Genomic DNA, 16,142 nt, shown 5'->3' with positions numbered 1-16,142 from the left:
GCTTCGCCGGCCGCGACCGTGACGACCGTCGCTCGGGCGGCTTCGGCGACCGTGACGAGCGCCGTTCCGGCGGCTTCAACCGGGACCGCGACGACCGTCGTTCGGGCGGCTTCGGCGGCCGTGACGACCGCCGCTCCGGTGGCTTCGACCGCGACCGCGGCGGCTTCAACCGGGACCGTGACGACCGTCGTTCCGGCGGCTTCGCCGGCCGCGACCGTGACGACCGTCGCTCGGGCGGCTTCGGCGACCGTGACGAGCGCCGTTCCGGCGGCTTCAACCGGGACCGCGACGACCGCGGCGGCCGCTCCTTCGGCGACCGTCCGGCCCGCTCCTTCGGCGACCGCCCGTCCTTCGGCCGGGACCGTGACGAGCGCGGCGGCAGCAGCCGTCCGTTCTCGCGCCGTGACGACCACCGCTCCGGCGGCCGTCCGCAGGCCGACCGCGGTGGCTTCAACCGTGACCGCGGTGGCTTCGGTGACCGTGACCGCGGTGGCTTCAACCGCGACGACCGCAAGCCGCGCTGGAAGAACTGACGTCGTACGGCCGGTGGTTGACTGCCGGTCGGGCTGACTGACCCGAACGCACGAAGGGCCCGCTCCGTCCCCCGGAGCGGGCCCTTCGCGTTCCCCCGATACCCCCCCAACACCTCTGCGTGTGCGCCCCCCGAGGTGTTGTTCTGGGAGTGAGAATAACCTGTGGCGCGGCACGGCGGTAGTCCCGTAGCGTCACGACCATGAGCAGCAGACTGCATGACGTGGCACGGGTGAACGAGGAGATCGCCGAGCGGGGGAGCTTCCGGACGCCCGGGGGCGAACTCGTGCAGGTGGGGGAGCAGTTGACGGCGGCGAAGGCCGGCACGGTGTCGTACGCGCCGCAGGCGCTGGACAGGCTGCTGGTCTCCGCCGAACCGGGGCCGGGGCCGGCGGCCGGGCGGATCGAGGTGACGGCCGAGGGGAGCGTCCAGGCCGCTCGGCGGCTGGTCGCGGCCGGGGCCGGGCCGGTCGGGGTGCTGAACTTCGCCTCCGCGCGCAATCCCGGCGGTGGCTACCTGCGCGGCGCCCGCGCCCAGGAGGAGGACCTGTGCCGCAGCGCGCTGCTGTACTCCTGCCTGCTGGAGGCGCCCGACTACTACGAGGCGCACCGGGCCTCGACCGACCTGCGGTACAGCCACCGGGTGATCGTCTCGCCCGGGGTCCCGGTGATCCGGGACGGGCGCGGCGCCCTGCTGGCCCGGCCGTACCCGGTCACCTTCCTGACCTCGCCCGCGCCCAACGCCGGTCAGCTGGAACGGCGTTCGCCCGGGACGGACGTCCGCGGCGTGCTCGCCGAGCGGGCCGTCCGGGTGCTCGCGGCGGCGGCCCGGCACGAGGTCCGCGCCCTGGTGCTCGGCGCCTGGGGCTGCGGGGTGTTCCGCAACGACCCGGCGGAGGTCGCCGAGGCCTTCGAGGGCGCGCTGAAGCGGTACGGGGCCGCCTTCGACCGGGTGGTGTTCGCGGTCTGGGACCGCTCACCGGTCTCGGTGAACCGGGCCGCCTTCGAGGCCCGGTTCGGCACGGCGGTGGTGCCCTCCGTGCCCTCCTGAGCTACCGCTTGCGGGCGGCCAGCACCGTCGCGGCCGTGGAGGCGGCCGCGACCACACCGGTGACGGCGAAGACGGACGGCCAGGCGCCGATCCGCTTCGCCAGCGGGTGCGAGCCACCGAAGGCCGCCACGTACAGGCCGGTCAGCGCCGCCGCGGTGGCCGTGCCCGCGCTCCGGCGCCACTGCGCGGCCGCGCCGGCACCGGCCACCGCCAGCACCGCGCCACCCAGCTCACGCCGGCCGCTCCAGCGGGCGACGCCGTAACCGCCGACCAGACCGCTCGCCGCGGTCAGCGCGGCGGGCGCGGCGGCCGTGAGCGCGTTCGGGACCTTCGCCATCGTCGACTCCACTCCTCGGGGCGTGCATCGGATTCCGACCATAACCCGGCGAACAGCGCGGCCGTCCGGAGCCTCCTACCCGAACGCCCCCACCACGGACATCCCCGGCACCGTCCGGGCCAGCAGTCGCGCCGCCTCCGCCGGGTCGAGCACCCGCTCCAACCGCAGGTCGCCCGGGACTTCCTGGATGAACCGCCCGGCCGACCAGCTGCGCTCGTACGGCTGCGGCTCCAGCACCAGGGTGCGCACGCCGTCCAGCACCGGGATGTCGGCGGGCGTCCCCTCGTTCCAGAGCCAGGAGCCGTCCGGCGCGACCAGGTTGAAGGCGCCGGTCGCGATCGGCCGGCGGCCGCCCAGGAACTCGGTCCGGGCCAGCGCCACCACCTCCGGGTCCTGCGGGGCGCCGGGCAGGTGGCCGCCGCCGATCAGCACGTCGGCGAGCAGGGTGTGCAGCTGGAAGGTGTCGCTCAGGCCGCTCATCCGCAGCAGGTAGCCGGTGCCGGTGGGGCGGTCGAGCACCAGCAGCGGCTCGTCGTCGAGCATCTGCGCCAGACAGGTGAGGCCCTTGAGGTCGTGCTGCTCGCCCTGGTACCGGCCGGCCAGCTCCAGCAGCACCTCGGTGACGCCGGAGGCGCGGGCCTCGGCCCGGACCGGAGCGTGGGAGTAGACCGCCCAGGCGGCCCGCTGCCACAGGTGCAGCGTCCACCAGGCGACCACGGCCAGGTGCGCGTGCCACTCGTCGAGGTGCGCCGGGTCCTCGATCCGGGCGTGCGCCTGCGCCGGATCGTCCTCCTCCCGGTCCGGGAGCGGGCCGCCGCCGGTCTGCGCCCAGCGCTCGACCAGCCGCTGCGCGCCGGTCAGCGCCCCGCGCAGGCCGGCCAGCACCGGGCCGGCGCAGGCCACCGGGTCGGCGCCGTATTCCACGCAGGCGCCCACCACCATCGCCAGGTGCGCCCGGGGGAACGGCGGGGCGTCCGGCAGAAGCGCGGCCAGTCGGGGCCCGGCGGCCCGCCGCTCGGCCGGTTCGGCCGGGCCGAACAGCCCGCCGACCAGGCCCAGGGCCGGGCCGAAGTTCTCGTCGTCCCCGGCGTCGACCGCCGCCTCCAGCTCGGCCACCGCGTCGAGGAGGGTGGGTTGCTGACGCTGCGACGGGATCTGACCGCCGGTATGCTCCGGGTTCTGCGCGGGGTTCGGCTCTGGGCTCTGCTCGGTGGACATTCGCCGCAGCATAGGCGGCGGAGCCGGTCCACCGGAAACGCCCCAGCGCGCAGCCCCGGTGACGGATACTCGCGCGGTGACCGCGTCTCCCGTTTCCCCTGATGCTCGCGGTGTCCATGGGGCACCCGAGGCCCGTGAACCCCGTGAAGCCGCCGAGCCGGCTCTGAAGGTGGCGCCTCTGGAACTCTTCCTGGACCTCGTCTTCGTCTTCACCATCACCCAGCTCACCGGCAGCCTGGTCCACCACCTCACCCTCGACGGCTTCGCCCAGGTGCTGGTGATGCTCGGGGTGATCTGGTGGATGTACGACGCCTTCATATGGCTGACCAACGCGATGCCGCCGCGCACCCACGGGCGGCGCGGGCTGCTGATGCTCGCGATGGGCGCCTTCCTGGTGATCGCCATGTCCGTGCCGCACGCCTTCGAGGGCGGCGGTGCCGCCTTCGGCTGGGCGTACCTGCTGGTGGTCGCCCTGCACACCGGGATGTTCATCGCCGCCGGGGTGGCGCCCGCCGCGGTGCTGCGGATGGGCGCGTCCAACCTGGTCGTCACCGCGCTGGTGGTGGTCGGCGGCTACCTCACCGGGAGGGTCCAACTCGGCCTCTGGGTAGCGGCCTTCGCGATGCAGTTCGTCACCCCGAAGGTGGACCGGCTGCCCGAGTTCCGGCTGCGCGCGGACCACTTCGTGGAGCGCCACGGACTGATCGTGATCATCGCCTTCGGCGAGTCGGTGATCGCCATCGGGGCCGGCGCCGGGACGACCGCGCTCGGGCCCGCGCTGATCGCGGTCGCGCTGCTCAGCCTGACCGCCTGCGTCGGGCTCTGGTGGGCGTACTTCGGGCACGACGACGATGTGCGCGCCGAGCACCACATGGCCGCGCTGCCCTCCGCCGACCGCAACCGGGCCGCCGTCACCGTCTACTACCTCGGCCACTTCGGGCTGCTGCTCGGGGTGGTGCTGTTCGCCGCCGGGGTGAAATCGGCGGCCGCCCACCCCGGCGCCGCGATGACCGGCCCGCAGGCCTGCGCGCTGGCCGGGGGCATCGCGGTGTACCTGGTGGTGAACACGGCCGTGCGCCGCTTCTTCGACCTGGGCCCCAACCTGCCCCGGCTGCTCGGCGCGGTCGCGGTCGCGGCGACCGTCCCGCTGGGCACCGAGGTCTCGGCGCCGGCCCAGGTGGGCGCCGTGGTGGCGGTGCTGGCGGCTGTATTCGGACACGAGGCCGCCTGTCGGCGCCCGGTGGGAGACTTCGGACATGACTGACCGAGCGACTGACCGAGCGGCTGACCGAGTGACCGGCAGCGCGACCGACAGCGCGACCGACAGCGCGGCCGACAGCGCGGCCGACAGCGCGGCCGACCCCGCGATCACCGACGGCCGCTACCGGATCCGCAACGTCGGCGGCGGCCTGCTGCTGGAGGTCGCCGGGGCCTCCCGACGCAGCGGCGCCCGCATCCGGGTGGGCGCGGACGACGGCTCCGACGCCCAGCTCTGGCAGCTCACCGCCGTCCACCCGGGCGGCGCGCTGTTCCACATCGAGAACGCCGCCAGCGGCAAGCGCGTGGACGTCACCGGCGCCTCCCCGGACGACGGCGTCCCGATCCAGCAGTGGTCCGCCAACGCCTTCGGCGCCCAGGAGTGGCTGCTGGAGGCCCACGTCGACGCGCCGGGGACGTACACCGTCACCAGCTTCATCAGCGGCAAGCCGCTGACCGTCTCGGCGGAGCCGGACGCGGGCGTCCAGCAGTGGGAGGACGTCGACGCGCCGACCCAGTGGTGGCGCTTCGAGCGCCAGTAGCGGAGTCCTCGCCGCGGTCAGGCCGAGAGGTTGGCGTGCAGGGAGTCCAGTTCGGCCTCGGTGACGCCGTGGGCCCGGAGGTAGGCCGGGACGGTGCCGTGGTGGGTGCGGATCCAGCCGAGGGAGGCGGCGATGAGTTCGGCGCTGATCGGGCGGGAGACCCGCTCGGTGCCGGTCTCGTCGATGTACGGGACGGGGCCCCTGTCCAGGCCGAGGCCGACGTTGGAGCGCAGGAAGTCGGAGGTGATGTCGGCGTCGGAGGCGCCCAGCAGGGACTGCAGGACGGCGACGGTGAGGCCGGTGCGGTCCTTGCCGACCGCGCAGTGCACGACCACCGGCAGCGCCTCCGGGGCGGCCAGGCGGCGGATGACCGCGGTGAGCGAGGGCCCGGCGGTCTCCGGCATGAAGGTGTAGAGGGCGGCCTGGTCCTCGGGCCAGGGCCGGTCGACGTCCTCGCGGTTGGCGGGCAGGGTCGGCAGGTTGAGGGACTCGTGGTCGAGGCCGTGCCGCTGGTCCGGCCAGACTTCCAGCTCGAACGGGCTGCGCAGGTCGATCACCGTCCGCAGGCCGAGGTCCTTGAGCTGCCGGGCGCCCTCCTCGGTGAGTGTGTGGAAGGACCCGGAGCGGTACAGCACACCCCGACGGAGGGCGCCGATCCCGCCCGCGTCACGGAAGTTGCGCACACCGGCGATGTCGATGAAGGCGTCGGTCATGGCCCCCACCGTACGGGCGCGGACGGATCGGCGGAAGGAAACCGGAGGGGACGGTCCGCTGAAGCCCCGCCCCAGGGACCGCAGCCCCCGGACGCGGCCCCAGGGGACCGCAGCGCCCCCGGCGGGGTCCTCAGCGCCCGCCGGAGACCTCCAGGAACGCGCCCGTGGTGTACGAGGCGGCCGGGGAGAGCAGGAAGAGGATCGCCTCGGCGACCTCCTCCGGCCGTCCGCCGCGCTGCATCGGCAGGCCCGGCGCGACCCGGTCGACCCGGCCCGGCTCGCCGCCGAGCGCGTGGATGTCGGTGTGGATCAGGCCCGGGCGGACGGTGTTGACCCGGATGCCCTCGGCCGCGACCTCCAGCGCGAGTCCGCGGGTCATCGAGTCCACCGCGCCCTTGGCGGCCGCGTAGTCGACGTACTCGTTCGGCGAGCCGATCCGGGAGGCGGCCGAGCCGACGTTGACGATCGCGCCGCCGCGCCCGCCGTAGCGGGTGGACATCCGGCGGACGGCCTGGGCGGCGCACAGGAACGGGCCGGTGATGTTGGCGGCCCAGATCCGGTTCAGCCGGTCCTCGTCGATCTCCTCCAGCCGGCACTGCTTCTCCAGCGTGCCCGCGTTGTTCACCAGCCCGGTGAGCTCGCCGAGTTCGGTGTCCACGGTGGCGAACAGCCGCTCCACCTCGGCGGTGCGGCTGACGTCGGCCCGGACGGCGAGAGCGGTGCCGCCCTCGGCCCGGATCGCGTCCACCACGGCGGTGGCCGAGGCCCCGTCCGCACGGTAGTTGACGCAGACCCGGTAGCCGCGGCGGGCGGCCAGCAGGGCGGTGGCGGCGCCGATGCCGCGGCCGGCGCCGGTGACGATCAGGACTTCGTCGGTGCTGGTGGTCGACATGGTCCGTACGCTACCCGGGGAGTCAGCCGCGGACACCCGGCGACGTCGCCCGCAGCGCCGCGATCTTCGGTGCGCGGCTCCTCGGCGAGTCCAGGCCGAAGCCGCGGGCGTCGCCGAGTTCGTCCCGGACGAAGGCCTCGGTGAGGGCCAGCGCCCCGCGCAGCGCGTCGTCGGGCGGGACGAACAGCTGGTGGACGATCTCGGCCCGCTCGGTGTCGTACTCCCACAGGCCGACGATCCGGCCGCGGTCGAGCACCAGGTGGGTCTGCGGGTCGGCCTCACCGCCGAAGGTGCGTCCGGCCTTGCCGGCCGGCAGCCGGCGGGCGGCGTCGGCCGGGTCGAGCAGTCGGGGCAGGTCGCGGTGCAGCAGATGGATGCCGTCGATGCCGGCCAGCAGGGTGTAGTGCGGTTCGGTCGGCACCTCGAACTCGGCGAACTCCTCGGCGAGTTCGGGTGGCAGCAGGAGTTCCGAGCCGGGCGCGAGCGGGACCAGCCCGGCCTCGGCGACGGCCCGTCTGGCGGTGGCGGCGGAGAAGCCGGAGAACCAGCGGAAGTGCTTGAGGGTGGCCGGGCCGGCCCAGGAGAAGTAGCGGCGGGCGAGGTCGACGGCGTCCCCGCGGACCGGCTGGTCCCAGCTGACGTAGCCGTAACGCTGCTGGTCCAGGCGGCCGTTGACCGGCACCCGGCGGATCCGGCCGCGCGACTGCATCAGCCCGAGAGCGAGCGGCAGGGTGGTCGCCACACCGCGCTTGCGGCCCGCCTCGCCGAGCGGCCGCACGGCGTCACCGACCGCCTCCCGGATCGTGGCCGGGTCCAGTGGCCCGGCCTCGGTCAGCACCCGCTCGACGGCCAGGCAGAGCTGCTCGACCTCGTCCCGGCCGACCCCCAGGTGCTTCTCCGCGGCGGCCAGTTCACCCGCCGGGGCGGCCGCGCCGACCGCCAGGCCGAGCGCGAAGTCGGCGGCCGGCAGCACGTACGTACAGCCGCGCGCGGACGGCAGCTCGTGCACCTCCAGGGCGGCCACCGCCGCGTCCACCGCCGCCCGCCCGAGCCCGGCCCGGGCGAACAGGCCCAGGTACGGGGCGGCGCCGCCCACCGAGCGGGCCCAGCCGGTGGCGGCCAGCACCTCGGCGGCGGACGCCCCGGTGCGCGGGCGGTCCAGCCACTGCCGGTGCGACCACCAGGCCCGCAACTTCCCGAGGCCCACCGGCTGGTTCTCCGCGCGGGGACCGCGCTCCGGATCGTGCTCCATGGGGCCAGTATCGGCGGCCGGGCGGACCCCGGACCGGAATTCGCTCGCCCGGCGCGGCCCGCTCCGGAGAGGATGCGGTACCCGCTCGCACACCTCGGGCGGTACCGCCCGTCCGTTCGAGAGGAGCCTTCGCATGCTCTCCGCCCCCGGCACCGTCCTGCTGTCCGGCATCGTCGGCTCCACCGCGTACGGCTTCGCCCACGCCGGCTCCGACCTCGACCGGCTGGGCCTGTTCGCCACCCCCACCGAGGAGTTGCACGGCCTGCACCGCCCGGCCGAGTCGCACGTCACCACCGCGCCGGACGTCACCCTGCACGAGGCCGCCAAGTGGTGCCGGCTGGCGCTGTCCTGCAACCCGACCGCCTCCGAACTCGTCTGGCTGCCGGAGGACCTGTACGAGACCGCCACCCCGCTCGGTCGCGAACTGGTCGGAATCCGCTCGACCTTCCTCAGCGGGCCGGCCGTCCGCAAGGCCTATCTCGGTTACGCCGACCAGCAGTTCCGCAAGCTGCTGACCCGCGACACCAGCGACCCGGTCACCCGCCGCCGGGCCGCCAAGCACGCCCGGCACCTGGTCCGGCTGGTCGAACAGGCCGTCCGGCTGCACGAGACCGGCCACCACCTGATCCGGCTGCCCGACCCCGAGCGCGTCCGTGACCTCGGCGAACGCATCGCCGACCGCCCCGAGACCGCCGAACCCCTGCTCGCCGACGCCGCCGAACGCCTCGCCCGCCCGGGCGTCCTACCCGACGCCCCCGACCCGCGCCCCGCCGAAGCGTGGCTGCGCCGGGTCCGCGCCGCCCACTACACCCCGCCTCAAGCCCCGCCCCACGAACCCGGCGCGCCCACCCAATCCACTGGCGGAGCCCCGGGCCCCACCGGGTAGGATCACCGTGGCCCTCCCCACCCGGGACCACCCCGGGATCCAGCCGGGACCAAGGGCCGCGGGCCACTAGCTCAATTGGCAGAGCTGCGGACTTTTAATCCGTAGGTTCAGGGTTCGAGCCCCTGGTGGCCCACTCTTTCCGGAGGCGGTCTTGCCCCGCTGACCTGTGACGTAGCGCCCTGACTCGGTTTCGCCGGTCGGGGCGTTCTCGCTTTCCCGGGGGCGGGTGAGCCCGAAGCGAGCCCGACGGTTTCGCCGACTGCCGCCTTTCGGGCCCGGGGAACCAGCCGTGCGCGGCCTCGGACACCTCCCGGTCGACCTCCGGGAGGAGGCTGGTGTACGTGTCGGACGTGCGCGTGATCGTGGAGTGCCGCAGCGTCTCAAGGGACGAGACCCTTCGAGTGAAGAACCGGGGCAAGGCCGCCTGATTGGCGGTTCGCTGGCCGCCGGGGAGTTTTCCGGACCATACGTTCAACTCCGGCGCTCACAGGGGCGGCGCTCGTGCACGGAGTTCGTCCGCACCTGCCACGGACCACAAAGCCAGGAGGAACAGTCATGCGCCTGACCCGCTGCGCTCTCGTCGCCGCAACGGTGGCGGCTTCCGCCTCAGCCTTTGGCCTGCCCCTCTTCTTCATGGACCGGATGTCCCACGGTTCCGATGCCACGCGGGTCCGCATGGTCAGCGCCCCCGGCACCTCGTGGAACGAGGCCGAACCGTCCTGGCCGCTCTCCACGAATCCGGGTCTGCGGGAATCAGTGCGCCCCTGTTTCAGCTACGGCGGCCCCTACTGCGGCTGGGTGGGAGCGTACTGGGGCGGTTGCGACCGGGAGTGGGGCCTGAGCTACGGGGTCAAGAATCCTGCCTGGATCTGCCCCCACGACCCCCGCCCGAGTTCCTCGGCCACGCCGGACCCCACCGAAAGCAGCAGTTCCTCCTGACCGGTTCCGCCGGGAGGCCTGCGTCCTCGCCTGACCGGCGGCCGGCTGGCCGCCGGACGGAGCTGCACGGATGCGGAACCGTCCCGGCGTGGCCGACCCGGCCGCCCCCCGGAAGGCGGCCGTCCGCTATTGGTGCGGCTCGGTCGGCGGCAGATCGGGCTCCTGATGCGATGTGAGGTCAGGGGCCGGAGGTGCCGCCGGTTCCTGTTCCGGCCGAGTAGCACGCTGCCGACGACGTCGGTGGAGCCAGGCCGTGGCCAGCACTCCCAGCACCATCAGCGAGCCGCCGGTCGCGATCCCGATGCGCTTCGCGCTCAGGCGGCCGACGCTCCTGCCGACAGCCGCACCATCAGGCGAAGGAGGGAGGTTGGCGCCCCCGGAAGCGAGCGGGTCCGGCGCAGGCTGGCCGTTGTGAAGGTGGCCCCCTTCCTGGGGCGACGGGGACCCGGACCCCTGGGGCGACGGGGCGCCGGACGGGCCGCCCCCCTCGGCGGCTTCACCGTCGTGCGGGTGATCACGGCCACCGTGGTCACCGTCGCCGTGGTGGTCGAAGTCGTCGATGCAGTGGGAGGCCGGGAAGGGGAAGGCTCGCTCGTGGCGGTCGAAGGCCTTCGCCACGAAGACCGGGTGCTCCCTGAAGAAGCCTCGGATCTGCCACTCGTACTGGTTGGTGGTCTGGGTGGGATAATTCACGTTCAGATACGTTGAAACAGTGAAGCCGGGCCATGGCGCCTCCGGCTGCGCGGTCGAGGATGACGGGTCCCTCGCGAGAACGAGAGCCTCCGGCCCGCGCCGGCTGTTGGTCAGAATCACCCTGAGGTTTCCGTCGAGGATCACGACACGGCGGGGGCTGAAGCAGTGGCGCCAGGGACTACGGGGATGGCCGCGCCCGTTCCGGTCCCGGTCCCAGTCCCGGTCCCCGTCCCAGTCCCATTCCCCGTCCCATTCCTCGTCCCCGTCCCTGTCCTGGAGCCACGGGGAGCCGGACGCGGGCCGTGTGGACGCCTGGGCGGCGACGCCTGCAGGCGGAGACGCAAGGGCGATAGCCGCACCTGCGAGCGAGGCCGCAACCCAGGGTCGAAGATTCATCCAATGACCTCCATGGGTGGCGGACGCAGGCAAACCGCCTGCCGGGCGACACAGCCGGGTGTCAGAAGAAGTTAAGAGGAGTCGGCTCATCACATCGTGAACATCCTCGGGGAGCCGCACCCTTGTCACTCAGCCGCAGCAGTGGATCTTTCAATCCGTAGGTTCAGGGTTCGAGCCCCTGGCGGCCCACACGATGGAGCCGTGTCCGACCTGGGCGTTCTCCCTTCGGGGAGGGCGCCCTTTCGTCGTTTCCGGGACAGCGGGTACCCGGCAGAGTTGGGCGACGGTGACTCAACTATCTTGAGCACATGGGACCTTTGAAGCCGGACACGGCTCAGCTTGTCGTCGGACTCGTCTGTTTCTTTCTGATATTCGGGGTTCTCGGGGCGCTGCTGCTGCCGCGCATCGAGAAGACCCTGGCCGAGCGCCGGGACGCCACCGAGGGCGGTGTCGAGCGGGCTGAGGCGGCGCGGGCGGAGGCCCAGCGCGTGTACGAGGAGTTCCAGGCGGAACTCACCGCGGCCCGGCACGAGGCGGCGCTGATCCGGCAGACCGCCACCGAGGACGGGGCGGCGCTGATCGCGCAGCTGCGGGTCGAGGGGCAGGAGCTGCGGGACCGGATGCTGGCGGAGGCCAAGGTCCAGCTGGAGGCCGACCGGGTGCTGGCCGAGGCCGAGCTGCGGGAGGACGTGGCCCGGCTGGCCGGCGAGCTCGCGGGCCGGGTCGTCGGCGAGCCGGTCGCCGGGCTGCCGCGCACGCGGGCGATCGCCGACGAGTTCTTCGCCGAGCACGACGCGAAGTCGGGGGCGCGGGCCTGAGGTCCCGCACCTGTCGCGCGTCCCCGTCAACGGATCGGGCCCTGGTCGGTGGCTGTGCCACCGGCCAGGGCCCGATCCGTTCGCGGTCAGCTCTCGGTGGCGAGGGCGGGGGTGCGCCGGGCCGCAGCCGGGGCCGGGGTGGGGGCCGGGGCCTTGGTGGCGCGGGAGAGGCGGACGGTGAGGGCGATCATGGCGAGGACGGCGGCGAGGGCGAGCCAGGTGGCGGCGGCCGCAGCGGTGGCGTGGGTGTGGTGGTCGAGGACGGCGAAGTAGGTGCCGCCGATGGTGGCGACGCCGGTGACGGCGGCGAACTGCTGGGTGGTGGAGAGGGTGCCGGAGGCGGTGCCGGCGCGCTCGGGGGTGATGCCGGCCATCGGGGCGCCGATCAGGGAGGGCAGCACGAGGCCGTTGCCGATGCCCATCAGGCCCATGGTGGCCAGCAGGACGGGGAGGGCGTGCCGTTCGCCGCCGGTCTGCAGGGCGAGTGCGGTCAGCAGGAGGCTCAGGGCGGTGATCACCCCGCCGGCGACCGGGACGCGCAGCCCGTACCGGGGGAGCAGGCGCTTGCCGGTCAGCGAGGAGGCCATGGCCAGGACGGCCATGGGGGTGAAGACCAGGCCGGAGCGCAGCGGGCTGTAGCCGAAGCCGGTCTGCACGGTGAGGCTGATGACGAAGACGAAGCCGGTGAAGAAGGCCATGAAGGCGGCGTTGACGGCCAGTCCGGTCCGGAAGACCCGGCCGCGGAACAGCTCCGGGTCGAGCAGCGGCTGCCCGCCGCGGGCGGCGAGGCGGCTCTCCCAGCGCAGGGCGGCCAGGAAGGCGGGGACGGCGGCGGCGAGCATCGCCCAGGCCCAGAACGGCCAGCCGGCCTCCCGGCCGAGGACGAGCGGGACGAGCGCCAGGGCCAGCGAGCCGGAGACGGCGAGCACGCCGATGCCGTCCAGGGCGGGGCGGCGGCCGGTGGTGGTGCGCGGCAGGACGGCGGCGGCGACGGCGAGGACGATCAGGCCGACCGGCAGGTTGACCAGGAAGACGGCGCGCCAGCCGAGGCCGAGGAGGTCGCCGTCGAGCAGGACCCCGCCGAGCAGCTGGCCGCAGACGCCGCTGAGTCCGCCGGTGACGCCGAACCAGGCCAGGGCGCGCGGTCGGCCCTCGGCGGGGACGGCGGTGGTGATCAGGGCGAGCACCTGGGGCACCATGGCGGCGGCGGTGAGGCCCTGGAACATCCGGGCGAGCACCAGCTGGGCGGGGGACTGGGCCAGCCCGCAGAGCACGGAGGCCAGGGTGAAGGCGGCCATCCCGGACAGGAACATCCGCCGGTGGCCGAGGATGTCGCCGAGCCGCCCGCCGAGGACGAGCCCGGTGGCGTAGCTGAACACGTAGCCGGCGACGACCAGTTCCAGTGCGGCCTGGCCGGCGCCGAGGTCGGTGCGGATGGCGGGCAGGGCGACGTTCACGACGTTGCCGTCGAAGCCGTACATGAAGAAGGCCGCCAGGATGACGGGCAGGAGGGGTACGCGGAGCGGGCGGGACGGGCGGGGCAGGACGGACATCGGGTGCGGCCTCCGGTGAGGGCAGTTATTGGTGAAAGTGCCAAAAATTTGGGCGCGAAAGGGCGCCGAGGGTGCTGCCGAGCGGGAAGTTCAGGGGCGCGGGTTCAGGGGCGCGGGTTCAGGGGCGCAGGTCGTCGACGACGGCGTCGATGGTCGCGTGCAGCGACTCGGGCTCGAAGCCGGCCTTGGCCTGCAGCAGCAGGCCGTGGAAGGTGGCCATCACCTGGCGGGCGAGCAGGCTTGGGGCGCGGTCCGGGCGGATCTCGCCGCGGAGTCGGCCGGCCTCGATCGCCTCGGTCAGCCGGGCCTCCAGGGGAACGAAGGCCTGACGGGCGAGGTCGGCCAACTCCGGCTCGCGGACGGCGAGTTCGGTGACGGTGTTGACCGCGAGGCAGCCGCGGTGGTCGGTCGCGGCCTGGTCCACCCCGGTGCGCAGCAGTTGCCGGATGCGTTCCAGTGGCGGCCGGTCGTCCGGCATGGAGCGGTCGCCGGCCGCGCCGCCCTCCCGGTAGCGGCGCAGCGCCAGCTCGAACAGCTGCCGCTTGCCGCCGAAGGCGTTGTAGAGGCTGCCGCGCAGCATGCCGGTGCTCTCGGCCAGGTCGTCGGTCGAGGTCGCGGTGTACCCCTTGGTCCAGAAGGTGTTCATGGCCGCGTCGATCGCGGCCTCGGTGTCGAACTTCCTCGGGCGTGCCATGGTGAGGATCGTGTCAGTTATTGTCAGCCTTGTCAAAAACACCGTCAGATCCCGGGACCCGCCCCCACCTCCGCCCCGGCCTTGGCCCCGCCCCCGGCCCCGCTGCGTATGCGTATGCGGGCGGCCGGGACGTGCGTAAACGGGGCTCATTGCCCTGCTCGCCTGGGCCTACCCCCTCACCGCCCGGCACGACCACAACAACGATCAACCCCCGCGCCCCACTTCAAGCCCCACTGCCATCCCATAAAACGCCGAGGAGCGGGAAGTCGGCCTCACCGACTTCCCGCTCCTCCCGCCGTGCGCGCGCATACAGGTCATCCGCGCTCGGCTCGTCGGCCCCGCTTCGGCAGGGCGCTTGCTGGGTGCTGGGGCGGGTGTGTGCCCGCCCCGGCGCCGGGGTGGTTACTGGTGCAGGAACGTTTCGGTGAAGCTGGTGCCGCTGGAGCCGAGCGCGCCGGTGCGGGCCTCGTAGGTGCCGTTCGAGCTGGGGTCGAGGGCGACCGGACTGGAGGAGCCGAGGGACTTGCCGTTGACGGTGGCCGAGGTGAAGCTCAGGGTGCCGAAGTCGGGGTAGGACCCGGTCGGCGACTCGATGATGACCTCGGCGCTGGTCCGGCGCGCGGAGAGGGACTTGGTCGTGCTGTAGGTCCAGCCTCGCGAGGAGTCCGTCAGCTTGAGGGTGTACCTGCTGCTTCCGGCGTAGGTCACCGAGGCGGTGATGTGGTCGCCGGCCGACACGGGGTACGAACTGAGGCTCAGGTAGACCGGGTTCGCCGGATACATCTCGTACCAGGCCTGGTTCACGGGGCTGCCGCTGGAGCAGTCGGTCGCCACCCCGGTCTGCTCCACGGTGGAGGAGCCGTACCCGTCGATGCCGACCCAGGGGGCGTAGAGGTCGTTGGTGGAGTTGCAGGTCGCGCTCGGCTCGGTCCAGGACGCCGAGACCGAGCTGAAGCCGCTGCCCGTGGCGGCGTAGCCGCCCCAGTTGTAGCCGTTGGTGTTGTACTGCAGGGGGCGGAACGACAGTCCCTGTGCCGCCGCCGCAGTGGTCGGCGCGGCGGGGACGGCGAGAGTGGCGGCCGCTGCCGCGAGCGTGGCGACGCGTATCAGGAATCTGCGCATGCTGGCTCCTTCGTGAGGGGACGAACAGGAGGCTCACACGCCAACCCGAGCCGTGGGGGCGGCCGTTGACGGGTGGCGGTTCAGAATGGCCGACTGTCATGAGCGGGGCAAGAGGTGTGGGGGAAAGGTTGGCGAAGGTATTGCCGTGTCAGGTGCGCGGCTTGACGATGCGCCGGAAGGCGTCCGGGATGCGACCCGTGACGCACTGCGCCCCGTCGAGCGCCGAGGCGCTCGACGGGGCGCAGTGAAGTGAACTCAGGTCACCCGCACCGGCCGGACCTCGACCAGGTCGCCCGGCGCCGAGGGCATTCGGCGGGCCCAGGCGACCGCCTCCGCCTCGTCCGCCACGTCGATCACCCAGAGCCCGCCCAGATGCTCGTGTCCCGCCCGGTGCGGGCCGTCCGAAACGGGAGTCTCCGGCCCCGCGCCACCAGCCGGGCGCTGCAGCTGTGCCGCAGGCCGCCGCCGTACCGTACGGTGACCCCGGCCTCGTGAGGACGGTCGGCTCCGCCGGGTCGAGCGGGGTGAACTCGCGCGGCCGCAGGGTGTCGCGCATCGCGTCGGCCAGTGCGGTGAGGTCGCGGCCCAGTCCGGCCAGGAACTGGTCGGCGGCGAGCTGCTGTTCGCCCTCGGGCAGGGCCCGGACGGCGGCGCCGGCCGCGGTGCCGCGCTCCCGGCCGCGGGCGGACAGGCCCTCGACCGCCCGGCGGCCTGCGGCCGGTCGACCCGAGGGTCGGCCTGCCGGCCCTGTTGCGGTACTACGAATCGGTCCAGCAGCGCGCCTAGCCGGAGTTCGAGCGGCGCCAGACCTGCGCACCGCCCGCCGCCTCCCCGGCCTTCGGCCGGGAGGTCCCCCCAGGGCACGAGCGCACCTCGCCACGCTGTCGTCAGTCGCCGAAGGGCGATCCGGCGCGGGCCGTGAACATCGTCACCCCGGCGGAGATCCGGAAGGTGGTCAAGCGGGTGTTCGGCTACGCGGACGCCGCCGTCCGAATCAGGCGTTTTCGGGTGGTCTGTCGGGCGGTCGCCCTGTGGTTTCCGGGGTTGTAGGTGTACCTGAGGGCGGTGATCGCCTTCGTTCTCAATATGATCGGAAGCCACGATGGTCGGTCTCAACCGACTTTCGTACGTGCAACCTGGGAGGCGCCTCGTCCGTCTCTTCTGTGTGCGGTGCGCCAGATCGTCCGGGGCGTCGCTTCCGTCGGTGAAAGGTACGCGCATGTCAGGTCGGAGGGGCGAGAGCCCGGC

At 73.5% G+C, this 16,142-nt stretch carries 16 protein-coding genes, 1 tRNA gene and 2 pseudogenes; 9 read left to right on the top strand and 10 right to left on the bottom strand.

The genetic code is table 11. From position 1 onward, the window contains the following. Positions 1-533 (top strand): annotated as a pseudogene (locus tag ABZW30_RS26200) (RNA helicase); the annotation flags it as partial. 200 nt (positions 534-733) lie between these two features. Beyond that, entirely contained in the window at positions 734-1,582 is an 849-nt protein-coding gene (locus ABZW30_RS26195) for a TIGR02452 family protein (protein ID WP_355673639.1), read from the top strand. Between the two features lies 1 nt (position 1,583). Here the strand turns inward: ABZW30_RS26195 and ABZW30_RS26190 are convergent, their stop codons facing one another. Both ABZW30_RS26190 and ABZW30_RS26185 read right to left on the bottom strand, forming a co-directional pair. After that, positions 1,584-1,919 (bottom strand): hypothetical protein, encoded by a 336-nt coding sequence (locus tag ABZW30_RS26190; RefSeq protein WP_355673638.1) that lies wholly within the window; start codon positions 1,917-1,919, stop codon positions 1,584-1,586. A 75-nt stretch (positions 1,920-1,994) separates the two neighbouring features. Beyond that, positions 1,995-3,137, bottom strand: coding sequence for a hypothetical protein (locus ABZW30_RS26185; protein ID WP_355673637.1), 1,143 nt, complete (start codon positions 3,135-3,137; stop codon positions 1,995-1,997). Between the two features lie 169 nt (positions 3,138-3,306). Between ABZW30_RS26185 and ABZW30_RS26180 the strand changes: the two genes are divergently transcribed. Then, positions 3,307-4,401: a low temperature requirement protein A gene (locus ABZW30_RS26180; RefSeq protein WP_355673636.1), complete on the top strand. Its 1,095-nt coding sequence runs from the start codon at positions 3,307-3,309 to the stop codon at positions 4,399-4,401. Positions 4,402-4,429: 28 nt separating this feature from the next. Then, positions 4,430-4,936, top strand: coding sequence for an RICIN domain-containing protein (locus tag ABZW30_RS26175; protein ID WP_355673635.1), 507 nt, complete (start codon positions 4,430-4,432; stop codon positions 4,934-4,936). Between the two features lie 17 nt (positions 4,937-4,953). Here the strand turns inward: ABZW30_RS26175 and ABZW30_RS26170 are convergent, their stop codons facing one another. The 3 genes from ABZW30_RS26170 to ABZW30_RS26160 form a co-directional block, all read right to left on the bottom strand. Further along, complete coding sequence (locus ABZW30_RS26170) at positions 4,954-5,649, bottom strand: tyrosine-protein phosphatase (protein ID WP_355673634.1); 696 nt, start codon at positions 5,647-5,649, stop codon at positions 4,954-4,956. A gap of 130 nt (positions 5,650-5,779) precedes the next feature. Next, positions 5,780-6,541, bottom strand: coding sequence for an SDR family oxidoreductase (locus ABZW30_RS26165; protein WP_355673633.1), 762 nt, complete (start codon positions 6,539-6,541; stop codon positions 5,780-5,782). A 22-nt stretch (positions 6,542-6,563) separates the two neighbouring features. Further along, complete coding sequence (locus ABZW30_RS26160) at positions 6,564-7,793, bottom strand: crosslink repair DNA glycosylase YcaQ family protein (RefSeq protein ID WP_355673632.1); 1,230 nt, start codon at positions 7,791-7,793, stop codon at positions 6,564-6,566. Between the two features lie 133 nt (positions 7,794-7,926). On the opposite strand from ABZW30_RS26160, the gene ABZW30_RS26155 reads away from it, so the two are divergent. Continuing rightward, positions 7,927-8,679, top strand: a complete 753-nt coding sequence (locus ABZW30_RS26155; protein WP_355673631.1) for a nucleotidyltransferase domain-containing protein — start codon at positions 7,927-7,929, stop codon at positions 8,677-8,679. A 60-nt stretch (positions 8,680-8,739) separates the two neighbouring features. Beyond that, positions 8,740-8,812, top strand: a tRNA-Lys gene (locus ABZW30_RS26150). Here ABZW30_RS26150 and ABZW30_RS26145 read toward each other — a convergent pair. After that, positions 8,787-9,061, bottom strand: a pseudogene (locus ABZW30_RS26145) (hypothetical protein); the annotation flags it as partial. The gene ABZW30_RS26150 and the pseudogene ABZW30_RS26145 sit on opposite strands and share 26 nt — an antisense overlap. A gap of 173 nt (positions 9,062-9,234) precedes the next feature. On the opposite strand from ABZW30_RS26145, the gene ABZW30_RS26140 reads away from it, so the two are divergent. The 3 genes from ABZW30_RS26140 to ABZW30_RS26130 all read left to right on the top strand — a co-directional run bounded on the left by ABZW30_RS26140 (position 9,235) and on the right by ABZW30_RS26130 (position 11,525). Next, positions 9,235-9,618, top strand: a complete 384-nt coding sequence (locus ABZW30_RS26140; RefSeq protein ID WP_355673630.1) for a hypothetical protein — start codon at positions 9,235-9,237, stop codon at positions 9,616-9,618. A 510-nt stretch (positions 9,619-10,128) separates the two neighbouring features. Next, the gene (locus ABZW30_RS26135) at positions 10,129-10,326 is read left to right on the top strand and encodes a hypothetical protein (protein WP_355673629.1); all 198 of its coding nucleotides are present in this window, start codon (positions 10,129-10,131) and stop codon (positions 10,324-10,326) included. A 689-nt stretch (positions 10,327-11,015) separates the two neighbouring features. Continuing rightward, entirely contained in the window at positions 11,016-11,525 is a 510-nt protein-coding gene (locus ABZW30_RS26130) for a hypothetical protein (RefSeq protein ID WP_355673628.1), read from the top strand. 86 nt (positions 11,526-11,611) lie between these two features. On the opposite strand, the gene ABZW30_RS26125 is transcribed toward ABZW30_RS26130, so the two are convergent. The 4 genes from ABZW30_RS26125 to ABZW30_RS26110 all read right to left on the bottom strand — a co-directional run bounded on the left by ABZW30_RS26125 (position 11,612) and on the right by ABZW30_RS26110 (position 16,115). Beyond that, positions 11,612-13,078 carry an MFS transporter gene (locus ABZW30_RS26125; protein WP_355673627.1) on the bottom strand — a complete coding sequence of 489 codons (1,467 nt, stop codon included), beginning with the start codon at positions 13,076-13,078 and terminating at the stop codon, positions 11,612-11,614. A gap of 118 nt (positions 13,079-13,196) precedes the next feature. Then, complete coding sequence (locus ABZW30_RS26120; RefSeq protein WP_355673626.1) at positions 13,197-13,772, bottom strand: TetR/AcrR family transcriptional regulator; 576 nt, start codon at positions 13,770-13,772, stop codon at positions 13,197-13,199. Between the two features lie 402 nt (positions 13,773-14,174). Further along, the gene (locus ABZW30_RS26115; protein ID WP_355673625.1) at positions 14,175-14,894 is read right to left on the bottom strand and encodes a G1 family glutamic endopeptidase; all 720 of its coding nucleotides are present in this window, start codon (positions 14,892-14,894) and stop codon (positions 14,175-14,177) included. A gap of 255 nt (positions 14,895-15,149) precedes the next feature. After that, positions 15,150-16,115, bottom strand: a complete 966-nt coding sequence (locus tag ABZW30_RS26110; RefSeq protein ID WP_355673624.1) for a YciI family protein — start codon at positions 16,113-16,115, stop codon at positions 15,150-15,152. Positions 16,116-16,142 lie beyond the last annotated feature (27 nt).

The sequence above is a fragment of the Kitasatospora sp. NPDC004669 genome (assembly GCF_040609455.1).
Lineage (GTDB): Bacteria > Actinomycetota > Actinomycetes > Streptomycetales > Streptomycetaceae > Kitasatospora.
Note: the sequence above shows the minus strand (reverse complement) of the source record. Positions and strands in the feature narration are given on the sequence as shown.

Coding starts and splice junctions, on each gene's coding strand:
- ABZW30_RS26170 (WP_355673634.1), bottom strand. CDS start 5,649: ATGACCGACGCCTTCATCGACATCGCCGGTGTGCGCAACTTCCGTGAC.
- ABZW30_RS26165 (WP_355673633.1), bottom strand. CDS start 6,541: ATGTCGACCACCAGCACCGACGAAGTCCTGATCGTCACCGGCGCCGGC.
- ABZW30_RS26155 (WP_355673631.1), top strand. CDS start 7,927: ATGCTCTCCGCCCCCGGCACCGTCCTGCTGTCCGGCATCGTCGGCTCC.
- ABZW30_RS26185 (WP_355673637.1), bottom strand. CDS start 3,137: ATGTCCACCGAGCAGAGCCCAGAGCCGAACCCCGCGCAGAACCCGGAG.
- ABZW30_RS26115 (WP_355673625.1), bottom strand. CDS start 14,894: ATGCGCAGATTCCTGATACGCGTCGCCACGCTCGCGGCAGCGGCCGCC.
- ABZW30_RS26125 (WP_355673627.1), bottom strand. CDS start 13,078: ATGTCCGTCCTGCCCCGCCCGTCCCGCCCGCTCCGCGTACCCCTCCTG.
- ABZW30_RS26195 (WP_355673639.1), top strand. CDS start 734: ATGAGCAGCAGACTGCATGACGTGGCACGGGTGAACGAGGAGATCGCC.
- ABZW30_RS26130 (WP_355673628.1), top strand. CDS start 11,016: ATGGGACCTTTGAAGCCGGACACGGCTCAGCTTGTCGTCGGACTCGTC.
- ABZW30_RS26160 (WP_355673632.1), bottom strand. CDS start 7,793: ATGGAGCACGATCCGGAGCGCGGTCCCCGCGCGGAGAACCAGCCGGTG.
- ABZW30_RS26110 (WP_355673624.1), bottom strand. CDS start 16,115: ATGCGCGTACCTTTCACCGACGGAAGCGACGCCCCGGACGATCTGGCG.
- ABZW30_RS26190 (WP_355673638.1), bottom strand. CDS start 1,919: ATGGCGAAGGTCCCGAACGCGCTCACGGCCGCCGCGCCCGCCGCGCTG.
- ABZW30_RS26120 (WP_355673626.1), bottom strand. CDS start 13,772: ATGGCACGCCCGAGGAAGTTCGACACCGAGGCCGCGATCGACGCGGCC.
- ABZW30_RS26140 (WP_355673630.1), top strand. CDS start 9,235: ATGCGCCTGACCCGCTGCGCTCTCGTCGCCGCAACGGTGGCGGCTTCC.